Raw genomic sequence first — 16,605 nt, 5'->3', positions numbered from 1 at the left:
CTCGCGACAGCGCGACCGGAGGTGAAATCGGCGCCCTTTGTTCAGCGCGAAATTGTTATCCTTAGCCGGTAACCCCCTAGTGCTGAATACTGGTAACCCATGAGCTTTTCTCGCAATGCCGAACTGGCGGTCGAACCGCCCGCGGGTGACGAGGCCGCCCGACCACGCTGGGACATTCCCGATCTGTTCGACTTCGACTACTACGTCGAGGCCGACGAGCATGCCAAGAGCGATACCCTGGCCGGGCGCCAGTCACTCGCCAAGCGGGATCGCGCGCTCTACCTGGACCACATCAAGGCGCGCATCGAGCAGCCGGAGCATACCCCGGCGCACCGCCGCCAGGCGCTGCGTCTGTGGCTGGCGGAGCGCCGCCGCGGCGAAGACCCAAGCCTGCGCGCCCTGCTGCCGGGCGCCTCCTTCGCGCGCGGTCAACGCCTGGTCACCCTGCTGCTGATCGTGCTCGGCCTGATCACCGGCGGCACCATTGCCTCGGCCCTGCTGCAGTACGAGGGCGACCATGCGGTCAATGTGTCCTGGTACGTTTTTGTGCTGGTGATTCTGCAGCTGGGCCTGGCCAGCTTTACCCTTGGTGGTTGGCTGCTGCGGCGCAGCAAGTCCATGCAGCAGGCGCTGCGCGATGTATCCTTGCTCGCCCAGCTCATTCGGCCGCTGTTCGCGCGCGTCGCCCATTGGGTGCAACGTCATCGCCTGGGGCAGATGCCGCCCGAGGTGCGCGAGCGCGCCCAAGCGCGACAGGGGCTGCTGCAAGCGCATTTCTCCCTCTACGGCCCGGCCTCCTACCTGCCCATGCTGGTGCCGGTGCAGGCCTTTGGCATCGCCTTTAACATCGGCGCCATTTTCACCACCCTGTTGTTGCTGTGGTTCACCGATCTGGCATTCGGCTGGGGCTCGGCACTCAATGTCGATCCGGCGGTCACCTACCATCTCACCCGCTTGGTCGCCTTGCCCTGGAGCTGGCTGTTTGGCGAGGGCGTCGGCTATCCGACCCTGGCCGAGGTGGCTGGCACCCGCATTCACCTGAAGGACCCGCTGTCCCTGTCCGATGCCGAGCATTTGCGCGCCTGGCGTTGGTTCCTGGTGTGCGCCGTGTTCACCTATGGGCTGCTGCCGAGAGTGCTGCTGCTCGGGCTGTCGGCTTTCATCCAGCGCCATGCGCTCGAGCGACTGCCCTTTACCCATCAGCGCACCCAGGCGCTCTATACCCGCCTGGTCACGCCCGATCTGGACACTGGGCTTGGCGAGACCGGCCATGGTCCGGAGATGCCCATCCCAGGGCCATTGAAGCCGGTCACCACCGCACGCGCGGCTCCGCGTGGCGAGGCGACACGCCTGACTGACAATCAAGCCGCGCAACAACCCGCGGCCGCACCAAACACCGAGAGTCCAACTCCAGCACGGACGACCGCCCGCGCGACGGCGTCAAACACGCAGCAAGCGCCAGCGAAAAAACCGGGTAACCTGGAAACAACGCCGGCCCCAGCAACACCCCAAGCATTATCGGAGCCGACCCTACCACCGGCGGCCAGCCCGCCAGCGCAAGCAACGCATCAAACCCGCATCGCCCCTGATGCCTGCGTGCTGCTGTTGCACGTTGATGTCGCCGATGTCCTGGAAGACGCCGATCATGCCCGCCTGCAACAGCGTCTGCGCCAATGCTGTGGCTGGCGGGTGGGGGCCTCGGCGACCTTTGGCGGTGGCACCGCCATGGCGGACCGGGCAATCGCGCTGATCGAGGACAGCGCCTGGGAGGCGCCGCCACCGCGCGTCGCCCTGATCGATGACGGCTCCCAGCCACCCATTACCGAGCGACTGCGCTTCCTGCGCCGGGTGCGAGCGGCCGCTGGCGATCAAGCCCAGATTGTCATCAGCCTGATTGGCGACCCCGAGGGCGATGACGCCCTGCCACCCGTCACCCCCTTCGACTTCAGCGACTGGGAACGCAAGATCGAGCAACTCGCCGATCCCTATCTGCGCCTGACCATGCTAACACCCGCGCCAGACACTTCTGCCACCATGGAGACCGATGACAATGCCGCGGCAACACCCAGGGAGGATCACTGATGGCACGGGAAGACATCCCCACCTTGGCGATCATGGGCCATCCCAATGCCGGAAAATCCTCGGTGGTCGCCACCCTGACCGAGAACGACCGCATCAAAATCGACAAGCGCGCCGGCACCACTACCAGCTCCGATCGCTACCCGGTGGTGGTCGACGGCAAGACGGTGATTGCCTTCATCGATACCCCGGGTTTTCAGAACCCGAGCGATATTCTCGAGTGGTTCCAGGCACACGAGCAGGAAGGGGATTTGGCGCGCGCCTTTGTCGCCGCCTTTCGCCATGATCCCATGTACAGCCACGACGTCGCTCTGCTCGAACCCGTGGCCGCCGGCGCCGGCATTATCCTGGTGGTCGATGGCTCCAAGCGCATCAAGGAAAAAGACCGCACAGAAATGGAGTTGCTGCGCCTGACCGCGCGCCCGCGCATGGCGATTCTGAACAACCTCAGCAACAACCAACAATACATGGCGGTCTGGCAGGACGCGCTCGCCAAGTCCTTTAACTCCGTGCGCGAGTTCAACGCCCACCGCGCCACCTATGCCGAGCGGATTAAGCTGCTCAATGCACTCAAGAGCATCGACCAACGCTGGGAGCCGCAACTGGAGGAAACCATCGAGGCTTTCAGTCACGACTGGGAACGCCGCATTGACGCCAGCGTCACCTCCATCATCGGCCTGCTGAAAGAAGCTCTGACCTACCGCGTCAATCGGGTGGTACGGGTGAGCGAACTCCAGTCGGAGACGGATCGCCAGGACATTCAGGCGCGGCTCCGACAGGCTTTTCAGGACGGGCTGCGCAAGCTCGAGGCCGATACCCAGGCCGAGGTACGCGCGCATTTCCGCCACAATGTCTGGAATTTGCCGCCTGACTCCCTGCTCAACAAAGACCTCTTCTCCGACGAAGTCGGCAAGGCACTGGGTTTGAACCGCCTGCAAATGGCACTTGCCGGCGCCGCGGCTGGGGCCACCACGGGTGTTGGCATTGATCTGTCCCTCGCCGGCGGCAGCCTGGGTGCCGGACTGCTGATTGGCGCCACCGCTGGCAGCGTGCTTGGCGCCCTCGGTGGCGCGGCCCTGGCCAAGGTGGATATTCAACGCACCCTGGGCGTGGAGCGCTTCTCCCTCGGCCCGGTCAGCAATCAGCGCTTTCCCTTCATCCTGCTCGACCGCATTCTGCTCTACTGCGCGCGCGCCATGAACTGGTCGCACGGGCGCAAGGCCGCCGATGACAGCTCGCCCAATCGCGTCCCTGATCGGACAATCAAGAAAAAACGCGGCTTTACCGAGGAACTTACTTCCGATCAGCTGAAAACCCTGTCAAAGTTCTTTGCCGACAGCCGCAAGGGCAAGGACAGCAAGTTCGAGGATGAAAGTCGTCAGATCCTGGCCGAACTGCTGCGCGGGTTGTCAGCAAGCGAAATCGACAGCCGCGCGGATCTCTGAGGACGGCTGCTAAGATCCCAGGGCGCCAGGTTTCCGACCTCCCAGCCCCTCTGGTTGAGCGGGCAGCCCGACCGATCTTGCCTTCATGCCGCCCTTGCAGCGCACGCTGCGCGCGTCCATATTAAGCGTTGGCGATCTTGTGCCTTTCTTCCATGATGAAAGCGTCATCGCAATGTCACAAAGACGGCATCCTGCTGTCAAATTGCCATCTTATGCTGGGCGATGCTCGACAGACAGCGATCAGGTCAGCCGGATCGGCGCGCAAGGCTTGGCACCACCAGCTTTCCGCTTGCCAACAGAGACTACCCAGATGCACCACCGAAGGACTAACCAGCGAGGGGTCAAGCACCCATGCAGCCACAACCAAGCATCGGCATCAATCAGATGGACCATCCACCAAGGCTCGATCTTCCGGTCTTTATCCGTTATCGCAAACGCCGTTTTCAGGGGGCCAGCCTGCGCGCACTTTCACAGGATGAAATCGAAGTTCGGGTGCAAGCACTGACCTTGCCGCCTGGCACCTCGGTCGAACTGGAATTTCTCCACAGCGGCCGCCAATGGCGCCTGCCGGCACAGGTTGCTCGCGGCAGCAGCGGTGATATTGGGCTGCGGCTCAAAGACCCGCTACCCGAATTACTGCACAAGGCTCCACAGCTCCCTTAAGGCTTCACTACTGTACCGTCTAGGGTTCCGCGTTCAATCTCCACCGCCCCATCTGTCCTCCTAGCCATACCTGAGGTGGACCAAAACGCCGGTTTGTGGGCAAGCAGCCGATCGGTGATGAGGTAGAGGGCCATCAGGTCGAGGTCGGCGAAATCAACGTCAATCAACTTCCCCAAAGCACTGCGTTGTTGCAACCACTGATGCGTCGCCAACTCACTGCCGGGCGCCACCATCCGCCCGATCACATTGCCAATGGCCGCCGCGCGTTGCGGGCCGCTGAATCCCAGCGGCGCGAGCTTGTCCTCCAAGCCGATTTGACGCCAGGCGGCCAAGGCGACATGCTCGACCGCCACGCTGCGCGGGCGCACCACATCCACCGTCTCGACATCCACGCTTTGGAAGTTAGGCGCACTCGCGTTGGATGGACAGGTCACCGCGCGGGCGCGAATCACTTGCGCCGCCAACTGTTGCGCCATCGGCTTCCAGCGTGCATCCAGTTCCGCCAGTTCCGAGAACAGCTCCGACTGCCCGCCAATCAGGGTCTCGATGTGCCGTGCCAAGGCCGGCCATTGCTGGCAAGTAGCGTGAAAATGTCAAATATGGGCTAGGCATTGGCTGACTTTCCTCTGACATGTGCGCTAAAGTGAGACTCAGGTGGCGGAATGATAAGGATGGGATGAAGCCGGCAAAATTGAGAACAGCCTCCAATACCTCTTGCCATGGCATTCCTTCCAGCTGAACAAATAACGCCTCTTCGTCTTCCGCGCCAATCAGCGAGTTGGCGCATCTTGCAATGGGCGGTCACAGTCCACGGCCAATCGATTGGCGCGGCGTTCGTTATGAGCAACATCGATCAGGATATTAATGTCGCGCTCGCGACGACTGTCTGAGAGTTCGCTTTTCCGGGCGTTTTTCCATGCCGCATCCAGTTGCGGGTAGATGGTCTTGAGTGCGGCCATCTGGCCCTGATCGCGCAGAATCGCGGCCTTTAGCATCCACGCGCGTTGAATATGATGCGGGTCTTCTCCGCGTTCGATAGCCCTGTTCGTCAACTCCAGGGCCTGCTGATGATCGCAGCGGCCAAAAGCAATGAGCGCCATGCGATTATCTGGACCCATGGGATCCTCGGGGCAGCCACTGAGCAGCAGACTGGCACTTGCCAGGCAGCACAGGAACAAGGCCTTGGATGCTGTTTTCATCACGAAAAAAGATTGGAGGGTCCGCTCTGCGTTTGAATGCATTAACATTATGTGTGTACTGAAGCTCTTCATGATGCGATGACCTGTATTTAAAGTGGGTGTCGCGCCTATTTGATGACCAGAGGATGAGCGGGTTCCGGTCTAAGCAGTGGAACAACTGCCAAGTCCGTCGGACGGCGCGGCAGATCGAACCAAAAGCAGCTACCTTCCCCAGGCACGCTTTCAACGCCAATATTCCCACCCATCAGCTCCACCAAACGCTTGACCACGGCGAGACCAATACCCGAGCCCTCGACTCCGCTCAGCTGAGCATCGGGCAAACGTTGGAATGGCTCAAACAGATCGCCGAGTTGATCGGCCCGAATTCCGGCTCCTGTGTCGCGCACACTGATGCGCACCAAATCTTCAGGCAAGGCTTCCGCCGCGAGCCAGATGGAACCACCCGGGCGATTGTATTTGATGGCATTGGAGAGCAGGTTAATCAGGATCTGCTTGAGCCGGAAGGAGTCGGCCGCGACAGCCAGATCCTCGGGGCTGGAGAAGTGAATGCTCAGTTCGTGCTCACGCGCCAGTTGACGGATCAAAGTCAGGGACTCCTCGAGTGCAGGAGCCAGGACCAGTTCCTGGATATGAATCTCGGTCTCGCCGGATTCGATTTGCGCGAGGTCGAGCACCTCGTCGATGAGTTTTAGCAGGTGATGTCCGGAACGCAGAATCTCCTGAACGCTGTCCTGCTGGTCCTCGTTCAGGTCTGGGTCGCTGTCGAGCAATTGAGCAAAGCCCAGTACAGCATTCATTGGTGTGCGCAGTTCGTGGCTCACCTGTGACAGGAACCGCGTTTTCATCTGGCTGGCTTTCTCGGCTATGTCCTTGGCCTGGCGCAGACGGGATTCGGTTTCTTTGCGGCGGGTGATGTTGTAGCAAACACCGATGACATAAGGCCTATCATCATGACCCTTTGCGTGAACGCTGCCGATGATGCGCAGGTAACGCACTTCGCTCTCGGTGATGGGCAGTCGCAGTTCCTCGTCGAGTTCGCCTTCTTGAGTGAGGCTGGTTTGCAGGGTTTGCTTGAGTTTGGGCATGTCCTCCGGCAACAGGCGCAGAACCCAATCGTCGATGGAGCGGGTTGCCAGCACGGCTTGCAGTCCAAGCAAGCCGTGCATAGAGGTGTCGGCGCGCAGTTGTCGGGTGTCTGGTTCGTACTCCCAAATACCGATGCCAGTGCTACGCATTGCAAGGGACATTCGCTTCTCGCTCAGCTCGAGTTCCAGAGTGGCGAGATGACGGTTTTCCTCCGTGGTTAGGGCCGCGGCCAGGATGCCGAGCAGGCGTTTCTCCTCGTCGCTTGGGGTGCGCTGATGCTTGAAGACCACGCAGAGCGACCCAACTGCCTCCCCACCACAACGTACCACATGGCCAAAGTAGGCTTTGAGTGCATAGTTGCGTACCGCCGGATCCGTGCGCGGATAATCTGTCAGCGTCAGGTCATCGAGAAAAAAGGCATCCTGGCTACTGATGGCATCAGTCAGGCTGCCGCCGCAGCGACCGCTGTCGCGGTTGGCGCTTCCCTTGATCAGGTCGTAGCAGATATGGCCCTCGGGTGCATCCTTCGGTGGGAGATCCTCGGGTGCTTGCCAGCTCCCAAGCGTGACCAGCAGGCCATTGTCGAGCCGATTGTAAAGCGCGGTGTCGGCCGTGAGTATCTTCCCCGCCACCGATGTAATGCGGTCAATGTTCTCGCGGTAGTCCGATCCAAGATTGGCCAGGCAGTTGTTGAGTTTGACCAGTCGTTCCTGGCTACGCTTGCGTGCGGTAATGTCACGCAGCACCCCTATGGCATGCCATTTGCGGTCCAGGAGCATCGTCGATAGCGATAGTTCGAGAGGCACCCGCTTGCCATTCTTGTGCTTTGCCTCCACCTCGACTAGCCGACCGACCAGAGGATCCCCGCTGAGTGCGCTCTTGTCCGAGCTCCCGCTGTGATAGGTTTTGGCAAGTTCCGGGCCGCCCAGTAAACGATGCAGATCCTGTCCCTTGGCTTCGGTCTCGGAGTGCCCAAACAATTGCTCCGCGGCGGGATTCCAGTAAGTGATCCGCGAACGATTATCCATCATGATAATGGCGTCGCGTACGGAATTGGTGATAGCGCTGAAGTTGGCCTCGCGTTGTTGCAAGGCGTCATTTCGTTGATTCAGGAGTCGCTCAAGACTGGCCAGGCGTCCGCGCAACCAGACCACAAGCGCGGTGGCAACGGCGGTTAGGATCAAACCAATGGCGCCTGTTGCGCGTGCGGCGCTCGCCTGCAGAGCCGAGGTCGTGCCGATTTTGAGTTGAATGGCGAAGGTCTCACCCTCGGTGAACAAGGGCAACAATTCCTGGAGATTTGTTGTTGCTGACAGCGGAGGAATGAAGCGGACCTTTGCTGTTTGATTCTGTTGGTGAGTATCGGATACGGGCCTGATCAGACGCGCGGTTCCCTGATCGTTCAAGGCAAGCAGGTCAGCATCTATCTTGAGCTCGAAGCGATGCTGCTGGAGTAAGCTCTGTTCAAGCAGATGGCGGGCAGCAATGACCGCTGGGACTTCGGCGCTCGCAAGGCCACTGGCGGGCATGAGCTGATCTGTGGCGAAGCTTGGCGGGGGGGCCGCGCTGTCTTGATTGGATGTTGCCTGCTGGGCGCGCAGGATCCTTGCCATGTCCAAGCTAAACCGGGAACTCGTCCACTCGAGCAAATCGGACTTGGAATCCCGTTCAAGCTGATTGGCAATTGCGGTGGCGGCCAGGGTGAGAGCGAGTCCTGTCAAGGCCGCCAACACGGGCTCAAGGTAACGTAGACTTGCCGATGTTTGTTCGCTGGCCGCGCCGCTGTGGTAAACAACGCCAGCGGCGATGATGAAGGCAAGAGTCAGGACTCCGCCAAGCGCCAAGGGGAGAATGGCAGCACTCCAGATTGCCGCGCGCCAGTGGCTAGCTGCAATATCGATACCAAGCACGTAGTCTGCGTTTTGATCTCTCGGTACCGGGTCGAGGGGGACAAGAACAGAGATCACAGGTGCGCCGTCCCGGCCATGGGGAGCGCTGATAACGGCCTGCCCGCTGGTGAATACTTGTGCTGTTTCGGGCGGAATGGAAGGCCTTTGTCCATCTAGCCGCGGTCTGCAGTCGCGTCCAGGGTTGTTACTGCCAGGACCGAACTGAAAGTTCTCACCCTGCTGACTCAGGGTCCAGATAGCACTGTAGCCGGCAAAAGCGGCAAAGCGGTGCAGATGACAGCTCAGTTGGGTTGATGTCTGTTGTTCTTGGTCGGAAGAGGCGGATGGATTGGCGAGCAGCGTGGTATCGAACGGGTAAAGCGCAAGGGTTTGGGCCAGCCCCAGGGCTTCGGTCAGGACTTTCTCGTGTAGTTGGGTTTCCCGTACGCCCATGCGCCAGGATGCCAGGATGCCAGAGACAATGACTAACCCGATGCAGGCCAGCAGCGGAATCGTGAGCCCGCGCGGCGCGGCGCGACCTATTGGCTCCTGTGCGTCAGGAGAATCGACTGTGGGCATTGAGTGGCACCAGTGGTTGACAGGTGACACGCGGCCACCAGACTGACTGGCCTGAAAACCAGCCATTGATCGCGCTGTTTCCGAACGCGGTGTTGGATTGGAGGATAGGCAATTGCCTCAACCGAAGTTGATCCGCGCCTCCAGGTTGGCCGCCGAGTCGGCATTGCCAAGGCACTCTTCCAATGAAATGAGGCCGTCACGGTAAAGCTTGAGCAAAGCATTGTCGAAGGTGATCATGCCTTCTTCTTTGCTCTCCGCCATGGCCTGGCGCATTTCATCCACCCGTCCTTCGCGGATCAGGTCGCTGATGTGCGGAGTATTCATCAGAATCTCGATAGCCGCGACCCGCTTTCCCTCTAACGTGCGCACCAGGCGTTGAGAAATAATAGCGCGCAGGTTCAAGGACAAATCCATAAAGAGCGTTTTGTGCATCTCCATGGGGAACATATTGATGATGCGCTCCATGGTTTGATAGGCATTATTAGCGTGCAGGGTGGAAATGGCCAGGTGGCCGGTGCCGGACAGTTCAATGGCGGCCTCCATGGTCTCGCGGGTGCGGATTTCGCCGATTTGAATCACATCAGGCGCCTCACGCAGCGCGCTTTTCAGAGCGGTGGCATAGTCTAGGGTGTCCAGACCGAGTTCGCGTTGATTGACAATGGATTGCTTGTGCGAATGCAGATACTCGATCGGATCTTCAATCGTTAGAATATGACCAGGCTTGGAGTTGTTGCGGTGGTCGATCATGGCGGCCAGGGTGGTTGATTTGCCAGAGCCTGTGGCACCCACCATCAGAATGATGCCGCGTCTGTGCATGATTAAACGCTTGAGAATGTCCGGCAGGCCAAGATCCTCAATACTTGGAATTTTACTGCTTAGGTAGCGGATCACCATGGCTGCGGTGCCGCGCTGATGAAAAGCGTTGATGCGAAAACGCCCTTGCCCGGTCAGGCCGATGCCGAAGTCGATTTCCCGATGGGTTTCAAAAAATTCAATTTGCTCCCTGGTCAAAACCGAATGAATAGCGCTGGTGCACATTGTATTATCGAATATAGTGTCTCCGATCGATTGGATCACGCCGTCAATCTTGATCTTGACTTGCGTGCCAGCAGTGAAAAACAGGTCGGAGGCCCGTTTTTGCACCATGAGTTTCAGGTAGGGGGTGATATCCATGGACGATCCCGATGTTGTGCCATGCGCGGGGCGAGGAGAGACAAATCTCAGCGTTTAAAGTCTGATTCCAAGTCCAGCGAGGCTTCGGCAAGATCAAAACTGTCGAGGTCAAAGGCTGTTTCCGAGGCATCCTCTCCAGAGGGCTTTTTGCCAAGCTGCTCCGGCGGAAGGTCTTCTTCGTCCTCGCCCACCAGGGCGAACCCCTGGGTGTCGCCAAAGGCATCGCCTTCGGTCGCGTCGGCGCTTTCAAGCTTGATTTTCAAACGCAGTTCGTTGGTTGAGTCGGCATTGCGCAGGCCGTCCTCGAGCGTGATGAGTCCTGCCTCATAGAGATCGAACAACGCCATGTCGAAGGTCTGCATGCCCTGCTCGCGCGAGCGCTTCATGACGGATTTGATCTCATGCACCTTGCCTTTGAAGATCAGATCCTGAATCAGCGGGCTGTTGATCATGATCTCAATCGCGGCGACCCGCCCACCGCCGATGCGCGGCAGTAGACGCTGGGAGATCACCGCCTTGAGATTAAGCGACAGATCCATCAGCAACTGCGCTCGGCGTTCTTCCGGGAACATGTTGATGATGCGGTCCAGCGCCTGGTTGGCGTTGTTTGCATGCAAGGTGGACAGGCACAGGTGGCCGGTCTCGGAGAAATTGATGGCATGCTCCATGGTCTCGCGTTGACGTATCTCGCCGATCAGAATCACATTGGGCGCCTGACGTAGGGTGTTGACCAAGGCATTGTCCCAGGAGTCGGTATCCACCCCCACCTCACGCTGAGTGATCAGGCAGTTGCGGTGGCGATGCACAAATTCCACCGGATCCTCAATGGTGATGATATGGCCGTGGGTTTTCTCGTTGCGGTAGCCGATCATGGCGGCCAAGCTGGTGGATTTACCCGATCCGGTGCCGCCGACGACCAAAATCATGCCGCGTTTGGTCAGCACCAGGTCTTTGAGCACCGGCGGCAGTCCGAGGTCGTCGATCTCAGGTATTTCCGTTGGGATGGTGCGCAAGACCACGCCGGCACGTCCCTGCTGGACAAAGGCGTTGACGCGAAAGCGCCCGATGCCGGCAGGGCTGATGGCGAAGTTGCATTCCTTGTTGGCGTCATATTCCTTGAGCTGGTAATCGTTCATGATGGAACGTACCAGCACGCCGGTTTGTTCCGCGCTCAGTGGTTTTTCGCTCAGCGGCGTGAGTTTGCCGTCAATCTTGCAGGCAGGGGGGAAATCGGCGCTCACAAAGAGGTCGGAGCCCTTGCGGGCCATCATCATGCGTAGGCAGTCGAGCATGAACTTGGCAGCTTGCTGGCGATCCATCAGGGTCTCCTGTCGCTTGGGATTGCATGATCGCGCCGGCCGCTCGGGCAAGACTAAAGAGCGATCGGGCGTAAGACCCTAACATTAAACCCAATCGGCTTTTTTCGCAGCATTGCGATGGTGCTTTTTGCACGCAGGATTGATGTTGCCCAAAAAACGGGCGGTTGCGGGGCCACTTCCATGGCTCGCCAGCATCTGGTCTATCTTGAGACGTAACGGCGAGCGGCGCTCTGGCGAGCGCGCGCATGATGCTTTGGGGTAGATGGTTGGGGGGACTGGCTGGAGGGACTGGAGCTTGAGGGCACGCAGGCGCTCAGGTATGCCCGATAGGCTTCAGCTGTATCCGTTTCTTCAGCGGCGGCATAGGCTGTCCTGTCCTGCTCGATTAACTGCGCAGAGAATGCCGCTTCCTGGCGCGCGCGCTCTTGCGCATCCCTCCATAGCGCCGCACCGATTAAACCGGCGAGTGATGTCAGGCCAATCAGTACAATCAGCATCCGACCGACGCGTCCTCCAGGTCTTTTCAAAGGATGCTCTTGCAACTCTGGCACCCGCAGCGCTGAGTGCTTAATCTCGGTACGCGCAGATTGAATGCCGTGCTCCTCATCAAAATCCATTACTTGCCAATTCAGCGCCTGCTGGAAAACCCCAATCGACGCTGGCCGCTCGTCCATCTTTATCGCCAACGCCTGCGTCAGAGCCCCGCTGATCGCTGCGTCGATGCCGAAGTCAGCCGCCGGGCGCAAGTCATCCCCCGCCATTCGCTCGGTCGCTTCCGGCGGCGCCACGCCAGTGAGCATCCGATACAGCACCGCCGCCGCGCCATAGATGTCAGTCGCCGGCCCTTGCTGGCCTTTGCGGTGGTATTGCTCAAAGGGCGCGTAGCCCGGACTGATCACCACCGACAGCGAGCGGCTGCGATCCCCCATCGCCTGCCGGGCAGCGCCGAAGTCGAGCAGGATGGGGCGCACGCTGCCGCTGTCGGTCTGAGCCAGGTAAATGTTCTGTGGCTTGATGTCGCGGTGCAGGAAGCCTTTGGCGTGGACGGCGCGCAGGCCATCCAAGATCGGCTGCATCAGCGCCAGGGCGTCGGGCTCGCTCATCTTTCCGCCGGGCTGGCGCTCCAGATGCTCGGCCAGCGAGCAGCCCTGGTAGTAATCCGTCACCAGATAGGCGGTGCCGTTGGCCTCGAAGAACTGCCGCACGCGCACCAAATTGGGATGGTCCAGCTTGGCCAGCGTCCGCGCCTCGGCGAGGAATTGCTCCAGACCGTAGCGGAACAGGTCGCTTTCCTCCTGGCTGTGCGGATGCAGGGCGCGGCTGTCCTGCGCACGCATGGCCAGCTCGCGGGGCAGGTATTCCTTGATGGCAACCGTGGCTTCGAGTATCCGGTCCCAGGCGAGGTAAGTGATACCAAACCCCCCAGGCTTGCCAAGCACCCGACCGACAACGAACTGTTCGTTGAGCTGCGTTCGCAGCGGCAGTGCTTGCAGCGGTCGCGGGGCCGTCTCATCGAAGCCGCAGTGTGGGCAGGGATTGGCAGCACCCTTCAGCTGAAAACATCCGGGACACAATTCGGCAGGTTGGGTAGCAGTTGGCATCGGCTGTCCTGTCACTTCAGAGATCTCATGATCGATTGTGGCATTCTGTGCTGTCATCGCTGCGAAGACAGCAAGCTGCAACACAGCAAGACGCTCGGTTTTGCACTGATCGACTATCGCAGCGTTACGTTTCCATCGTTATCGACTTGAATGGTGGTGATGAGCACCGACGCATCCGAGCGATGGAGTTGGACATTGGGAAAGGCGTTACTGCCGTCGCGATGAAACACCCGGCCTTGAACCTCTACCGGCTTGCGACGGTCTTTGACTTTGAACAGGTGAGCGACAATGCGATAGTCGCCCGAAGGGGCATCGCGCACCTCCCAGACCTCATTGCCTGGTCCGTTGACAGTATCTTCACTGAGTTCGCCAGGGCGGCCAGATCGGGTCTTGTGCTCGAAAAAGAATTCAGCGCCGCTGGGGTCGATCACATGAAGGTCGATGTCATCGAGTGTGTTCCAGCGAATGTACAGCACCAAGAATGTGCGCGCCAAGCGACTCGCCAAGCGATCCGCTCGCTGTTGCTGCTGTTCAGCCTCAGCCCGCGCTGCGCCGGCCTCAGCCTCTGTGGCAGCATGCGCCGCCTCGGATCGGGACAAGGCCTCCTGGGCGGCGTTCAAGTCCTGCTCCAATTCCGCGATCCAGGATTGCTCGGCGATGGCGTCGCGGTCGTAATACGGCAGCAGGATGATCATGATGATCAAGAAAGCTGCCATCGCGCTCGCGAAGACATCGAGCATCGACAGGTTGAAGATGGAGATCTCGCGGCTGCGGCGTTTAAGCATCGGGAGGCAGGACCGTCAACAAAGATGGTGATGGCGCTGTATTGGAAGCAATCGGGGCAGCGTTAATCCCAGATGGTTGTCATCCACTTTAAGCGATGTCTTGAAGACCCTTTAAAACATGTGCTGGCAGCAGCAGGCGCTCTGGGCAACCGGGCAAAGGCAGGAAACCAAAGTGTCGATAAAAGGCCGCTGCTGATGCGTCCTTGGCATCCACCACAATCGCGGCGACGGAAAGGACCTGGCTCGCCCGCGCCACTTTGCGGCAGGCATCGGAGAGCAAGATCGACCCTAACCCACGGCCCTGGAAATTCAAATCAACGGCCAAGCGTCCAAGTAACGCAACCGGCACCGGATAGCGAGGCAGCTTGCGGGCTATCTCTGGTGGCAAGGTCTCGGCACGAATGCTCCCCGCACTGAGCGCGAAAAAACCGGCGGGACGTATCGTCTCATCAGGGGGTGTGGCGACGAAAACGCGGGCAATGCCTCGCCGCACATCCTGGGATGCACAGCGCCGCAGATAAAGAGCCTCTGTTCGCCAAGCATGCGGCGGCGGCCACCCGCACCTGCCCGTCGCTGGCCAACAAACGCGTCTCGCCTCATGTCGCTCGCCACACCGCCGCCATGGAGCTTCTCCAGGCCGGTGTGGAGCCGACCGTGATCGCGCTCTGGCTGGGGCATGAGTCGATCAAGACCACCCAGATCTACCTCGACGCACATCTGGCCCTCAAGGAGGCTGCCCTGGAAAAGGTCCAACCCCATCCAGGCCAACCGGGCCGCTTCCAGGCCGACGACCGTCTCCTACAATTCCTCAACGGTCTCTAGGCGAGGGCGATTATGCCGAATCGCCCGCCCGCACGAGCCGGCACCGCGCGGACGGGCGGTGCCCGATCGGCATAACGTCGCGCACGGCATAAAAGAAGCTATGCCGCATGCGGCATAGCTTCTTGTAACGCCGAGCCGGTTAAGTTGGCGATAAGTCCAATGAGAACAATCTCTTGCGCGCCCAAGAGATCTTGTAACGCGTTGCTGTTTAAGTGCTCTGAATCGCTATTTATTTCAGCCACTTGCGCCGCGCAGTCCTCTTGTAACGCCCCCGCCCCTTGTGCCGGGCGGGCGCGGGCGTAGCCGGGGTGCTTCGCCCGCCAGTCACGCACGCGCTCCACATTGGACGGGCCGCGGAAATAGTCGCGGTTGGCTGCTTTATCCAGCCAGCGCCGCTGACTGGCCGCTTTGCTGGCACGGCGACATTCGCCCTTGCCGCAGTAACGCTGGTGGTGCACGTTGCGCGCGTCAGGATGGAATAATTCACCGCAGTGCAAACACTTGCGCCGTCTTCGTCGTTTCACTTGGGGGTCCTCCACGTTACCCCAAGCATGGCCAATATCAGCGGGCTTCACCGCCCAAGACGACGCCGAAGAAAAGTCAGAACAAGCAGGGAATGCAGAAGAAGAGAAAGAGGAAGAGGAAGAAAAGAATAAAAAAAGGAGGGAAAAGAACACGGAGAAGAAAATCTTCTCTACATGTTCAAGCCGACCACTGGGTTACATTTTCAGGTCGGCGCTGACAGTCGCGGTTGATTCGTCGTGCCCGCCTGGCCATGGGACTGACCCAACGGGAGCTGGGCGAGCGAATGAGGATGCCGCAATCGACCGTCTCGCGGATTGAGACCGGCGATGCCGTCCCGGAGCCGGCGGTATTGGCACAACTGGCGGCGGTCCTGGACATGGGCAGTCTGGGCCTGCGTTCCCTCCTGGATGGGCTCAACCACGACAGCTGGCGGCAGTGGGTGTGGATGTCCCGGCGCCCGCCGAGCGAGAAGTTGCTGTTGCTGGCGCTGGTCGATGGCGTCGAGGGGGACACGACCTTGGAGCAACTCGAAGACATGACCGGGTTCACCATCGGCACCCTGCGCGCGGCCATCGAGGGACTGGTGCGGGAAGGGCTGATTCAACTGACCACGGATGCGCGCCGTCAGGGGGCTTCCGTCGTTTTGCTGACAAAACAAACAGAGAGGCTGGCCGCATGAGCAAAGCAACGATCACCACCTTGCATCCACCGCCTGGGCGTCTGAGCCCGGTGCAGCGACAACTCGAGCCCCATGGTCAGGTGACCGAGTTGATGGCCGGGGATCTGCTCGACCCGGCAATCACCCGACAGTGCATTGGCTTCGTGCTCATGGGGCAGTTACAGCTGACCTGGCGCATGGGCGATGGCCACAATGGCTTGAGCATGCACCCGGTCGAAGCCGGACATTGGTTCGGCGGCAACAACTGGCTACTGGATGAGCCGCCTCGGACACTGTGGTTCCGGGCAAACCGGCTGACGCGGGTGTTGACCATCGAGGTCGAGCTGCTGCGGTCGCTGTTGGCTGACGAGCGATCCGATCTGGATGCGCCATTGCGCGATGAAATGCTCCAGTCCTATGCGCGCTGTTGGCTCTACCTGGCCGAGCGTCATCATCGCGCGCACGCGGTCCCAACCGAGAAACGGCTGCTCGATGCGCTCCAGGAGGCCGCCGCCTGGTCGTCAGCCATGTCGCATCCGGAGGGCACTTTGGTCAAGGTGGGACGTGATCTGCTCGCCCAGCGCATCGGCTGTGCACGGGTGACCGTCAGTCGGGCATTGGGGCGCCTGGCTGCGGACGGTCGAATTCGCCTTGAAGGCCGCCGAATCCTGCTGCTCGGGCATCAGGGCCGCGGAATGCCAGTTCAATTACCAACAGGGCGCCAGGCGGCCTGAGTGGTTGTCGGACTCGTTCAGCGAACGCCGATCACTGGATAACGACAG

The 16,605-nt window shown here is 60.1% G+C and carries 14 protein-coding genes and 1 pseudogene; 6 read left to right on the top strand and 9 right to left on the bottom strand.

Features of this window, described 5'->3' with window-relative positions:
* Nucleotides 1-99 precede the first annotated feature (99 nt).
* The 3 genes from Thiowin_RS14910 (at nucleotide 100) to Thiowin_RS14900 (ending at nucleotide 4,187) form a co-directional block, all read left to right on the top strand.
* Complete coding sequence (locus tag Thiowin_RS14910) at nucleotides 100-2,082, top strand: DUF2868 domain-containing protein (RefSeq protein WP_328983790.1); 1,983 nt, start codon at nucleotides 100-102, stop codon at nucleotides 2,080-2,082.
* A complete protein-coding gene (locus tag Thiowin_RS14905) occupies nucleotides 2,082-3,524 on the top strand; it encodes a GTPase/DUF3482 domain-containing protein (RefSeq protein ID WP_328983789.1) in 1,443 nt (480 codons plus the stop codon). Before Thiowin_RS14910 ends, Thiowin_RS14905 begins: the two co-directional genes overlap by 1 nt.
* A 351-nt stretch (nucleotides 3,525-3,875) precedes the next feature.
* A complete protein-coding gene (locus Thiowin_RS14900; protein ID WP_328983788.1) occupies nucleotides 3,876-4,187 on the top strand; it encodes a PilZ domain-containing protein in 312 nt (103 codons plus the stop codon).
* A 77-nt stretch (nucleotides 4,188-4,264) separates the two neighbouring features.
* Here Thiowin_RS14900 and Thiowin_RS14895 read toward each other — a convergent pair.
* From Thiowin_RS14895 to Thiowin_RS25355, 8 genes and pseudogenes are all read right to left on the bottom strand, one after another.
* Nucleotides 4,265-4,762, bottom strand: a pseudogene (locus tag Thiowin_RS14895) (IS1634 family transposase); the annotation flags it as partial.
* Between the two features lie 195 nt (nucleotides 4,763-4,957).
* Nucleotides 4,958-5,386 (bottom strand): hypothetical protein, encoded by a 429-nt coding sequence (locus tag Thiowin_RS14890; RefSeq protein ID WP_328983786.1) that lies wholly within the window; start codon nucleotides 5,384-5,386, stop codon nucleotides 4,958-4,960.
* Nucleotides 5,387-5,493: 107 nt separating this feature from the next.
* Nucleotides 5,494-8,940 carry an ATP-binding protein gene (locus Thiowin_RS14885; RefSeq protein WP_328983785.1) on the bottom strand — a complete coding sequence of 1,149 codons (3,447 nt, stop codon included), beginning with the start codon at nucleotides 8,938-8,940 and terminating at the stop codon, nucleotides 5,494-5,496.
* Nucleotides 8,941-9,057: 117 nt separating this feature from the next.
* Nucleotides 9,058-10,113, bottom strand: coding sequence for a PilT/PilU family type 4a pilus ATPase (locus Thiowin_RS14880; RefSeq protein WP_328983784.1), 1,056 nt, complete (start codon nucleotides 10,111-10,113; stop codon nucleotides 9,058-9,060).
* 47 nt (nucleotides 10,114-10,160) lie between these two features.
* Nucleotides 10,161-11,432: a PilT/PilU family type 4a pilus ATPase gene (locus Thiowin_RS14875; RefSeq protein ID WP_328983783.1), complete on the bottom strand. Its 1,272-nt coding sequence runs from the start codon at nucleotides 11,430-11,432 to the stop codon at nucleotides 10,161-10,163.
* A gap of 200 nt (nucleotides 11,433-11,632) precedes the next feature.
* Nucleotides 11,633-13,033 (bottom strand): serine/threonine-protein kinase, encoded by a 1,401-nt coding sequence (locus tag Thiowin_RS14870; RefSeq protein ID WP_328983782.1) that lies wholly within the window; start codon nucleotides 13,031-13,033, stop codon nucleotides 11,633-11,635.
* A gap of 113 nt (nucleotides 13,034-13,146) precedes the next feature.
* Nucleotides 13,147-13,818: a YfaP family protein gene (locus Thiowin_RS14865; protein ID WP_328983781.1), complete on the bottom strand. Its 672-nt coding sequence runs from the start codon at nucleotides 13,816-13,818 to the stop codon at nucleotides 13,147-13,149.
* Between the two features lie 88 nt (nucleotides 13,819-13,906).
* Nucleotides 13,907-14,167, bottom strand: coding sequence for a GNAT family N-acetyltransferase (locus tag Thiowin_RS25355; protein WP_408034221.1), 261 nt, complete (start codon nucleotides 14,165-14,167; stop codon nucleotides 13,907-13,909).
* Between the two features lie 152 nt (nucleotides 14,168-14,319).
* On the opposite strand from Thiowin_RS25355, the gene Thiowin_RS14855 reads away from it, so the two are divergent.
* Nucleotides 14,320-14,640, top strand: a complete 321-nt coding sequence (locus Thiowin_RS14855) for a tyrosine-type recombinase/integrase (protein ID WP_328983779.1) — start codon at nucleotides 14,320-14,322, stop codon at nucleotides 14,638-14,640.
* Between the two features lie 98 nt (nucleotides 14,641-14,738).
* Here Thiowin_RS14855 and Thiowin_RS14850 read toward each other — a convergent pair whose 3' ends face one another.
* A complete protein-coding gene (locus Thiowin_RS14850; protein ID WP_328983778.1) occupies nucleotides 14,739-15,317 on the bottom strand; it encodes a hypothetical protein in 579 nt (192 codons plus the stop codon).
* Between the two features lie 74 nt (nucleotides 15,318-15,391).
* Here Thiowin_RS14850 and Thiowin_RS14845 point away from each other — a divergent pair, with 74 nt between their 5' ends.
* Nucleotides 15,392-15,844, top strand: a complete 453-nt coding sequence (locus Thiowin_RS14845; protein WP_328983777.1) for a helix-turn-helix domain-containing protein — start codon at nucleotides 15,392-15,394, stop codon at nucleotides 15,842-15,844.
* Nucleotides 15,841-16,557: a Crp/Fnr family transcriptional regulator gene (locus Thiowin_RS14840; RefSeq protein ID WP_328983776.1), complete on the top strand. Its 717-nt coding sequence runs from the start codon at nucleotides 15,841-15,843 to the stop codon at nucleotides 16,555-16,557. The genes Thiowin_RS14845 and Thiowin_RS14840 overlap by 4 nt, the downstream gene beginning before the upstream one ends.
* The last annotated feature ends 48 nt before the right edge of the window (nucleotides 16,558-16,605 follow it).

It is taken from the genome of Thiorhodovibrio winogradskyi, from assembly GCF_036208045.1.
Lineage (GTDB): Bacteria > Pseudomonadota > Gammaproteobacteria > Chromatiales > Chromatiaceae > Thiorhodovibrio > Thiorhodovibrio winogradskyi.
This window is presented reverse-complemented; position numbering and strand designations above follow the sequence as displayed.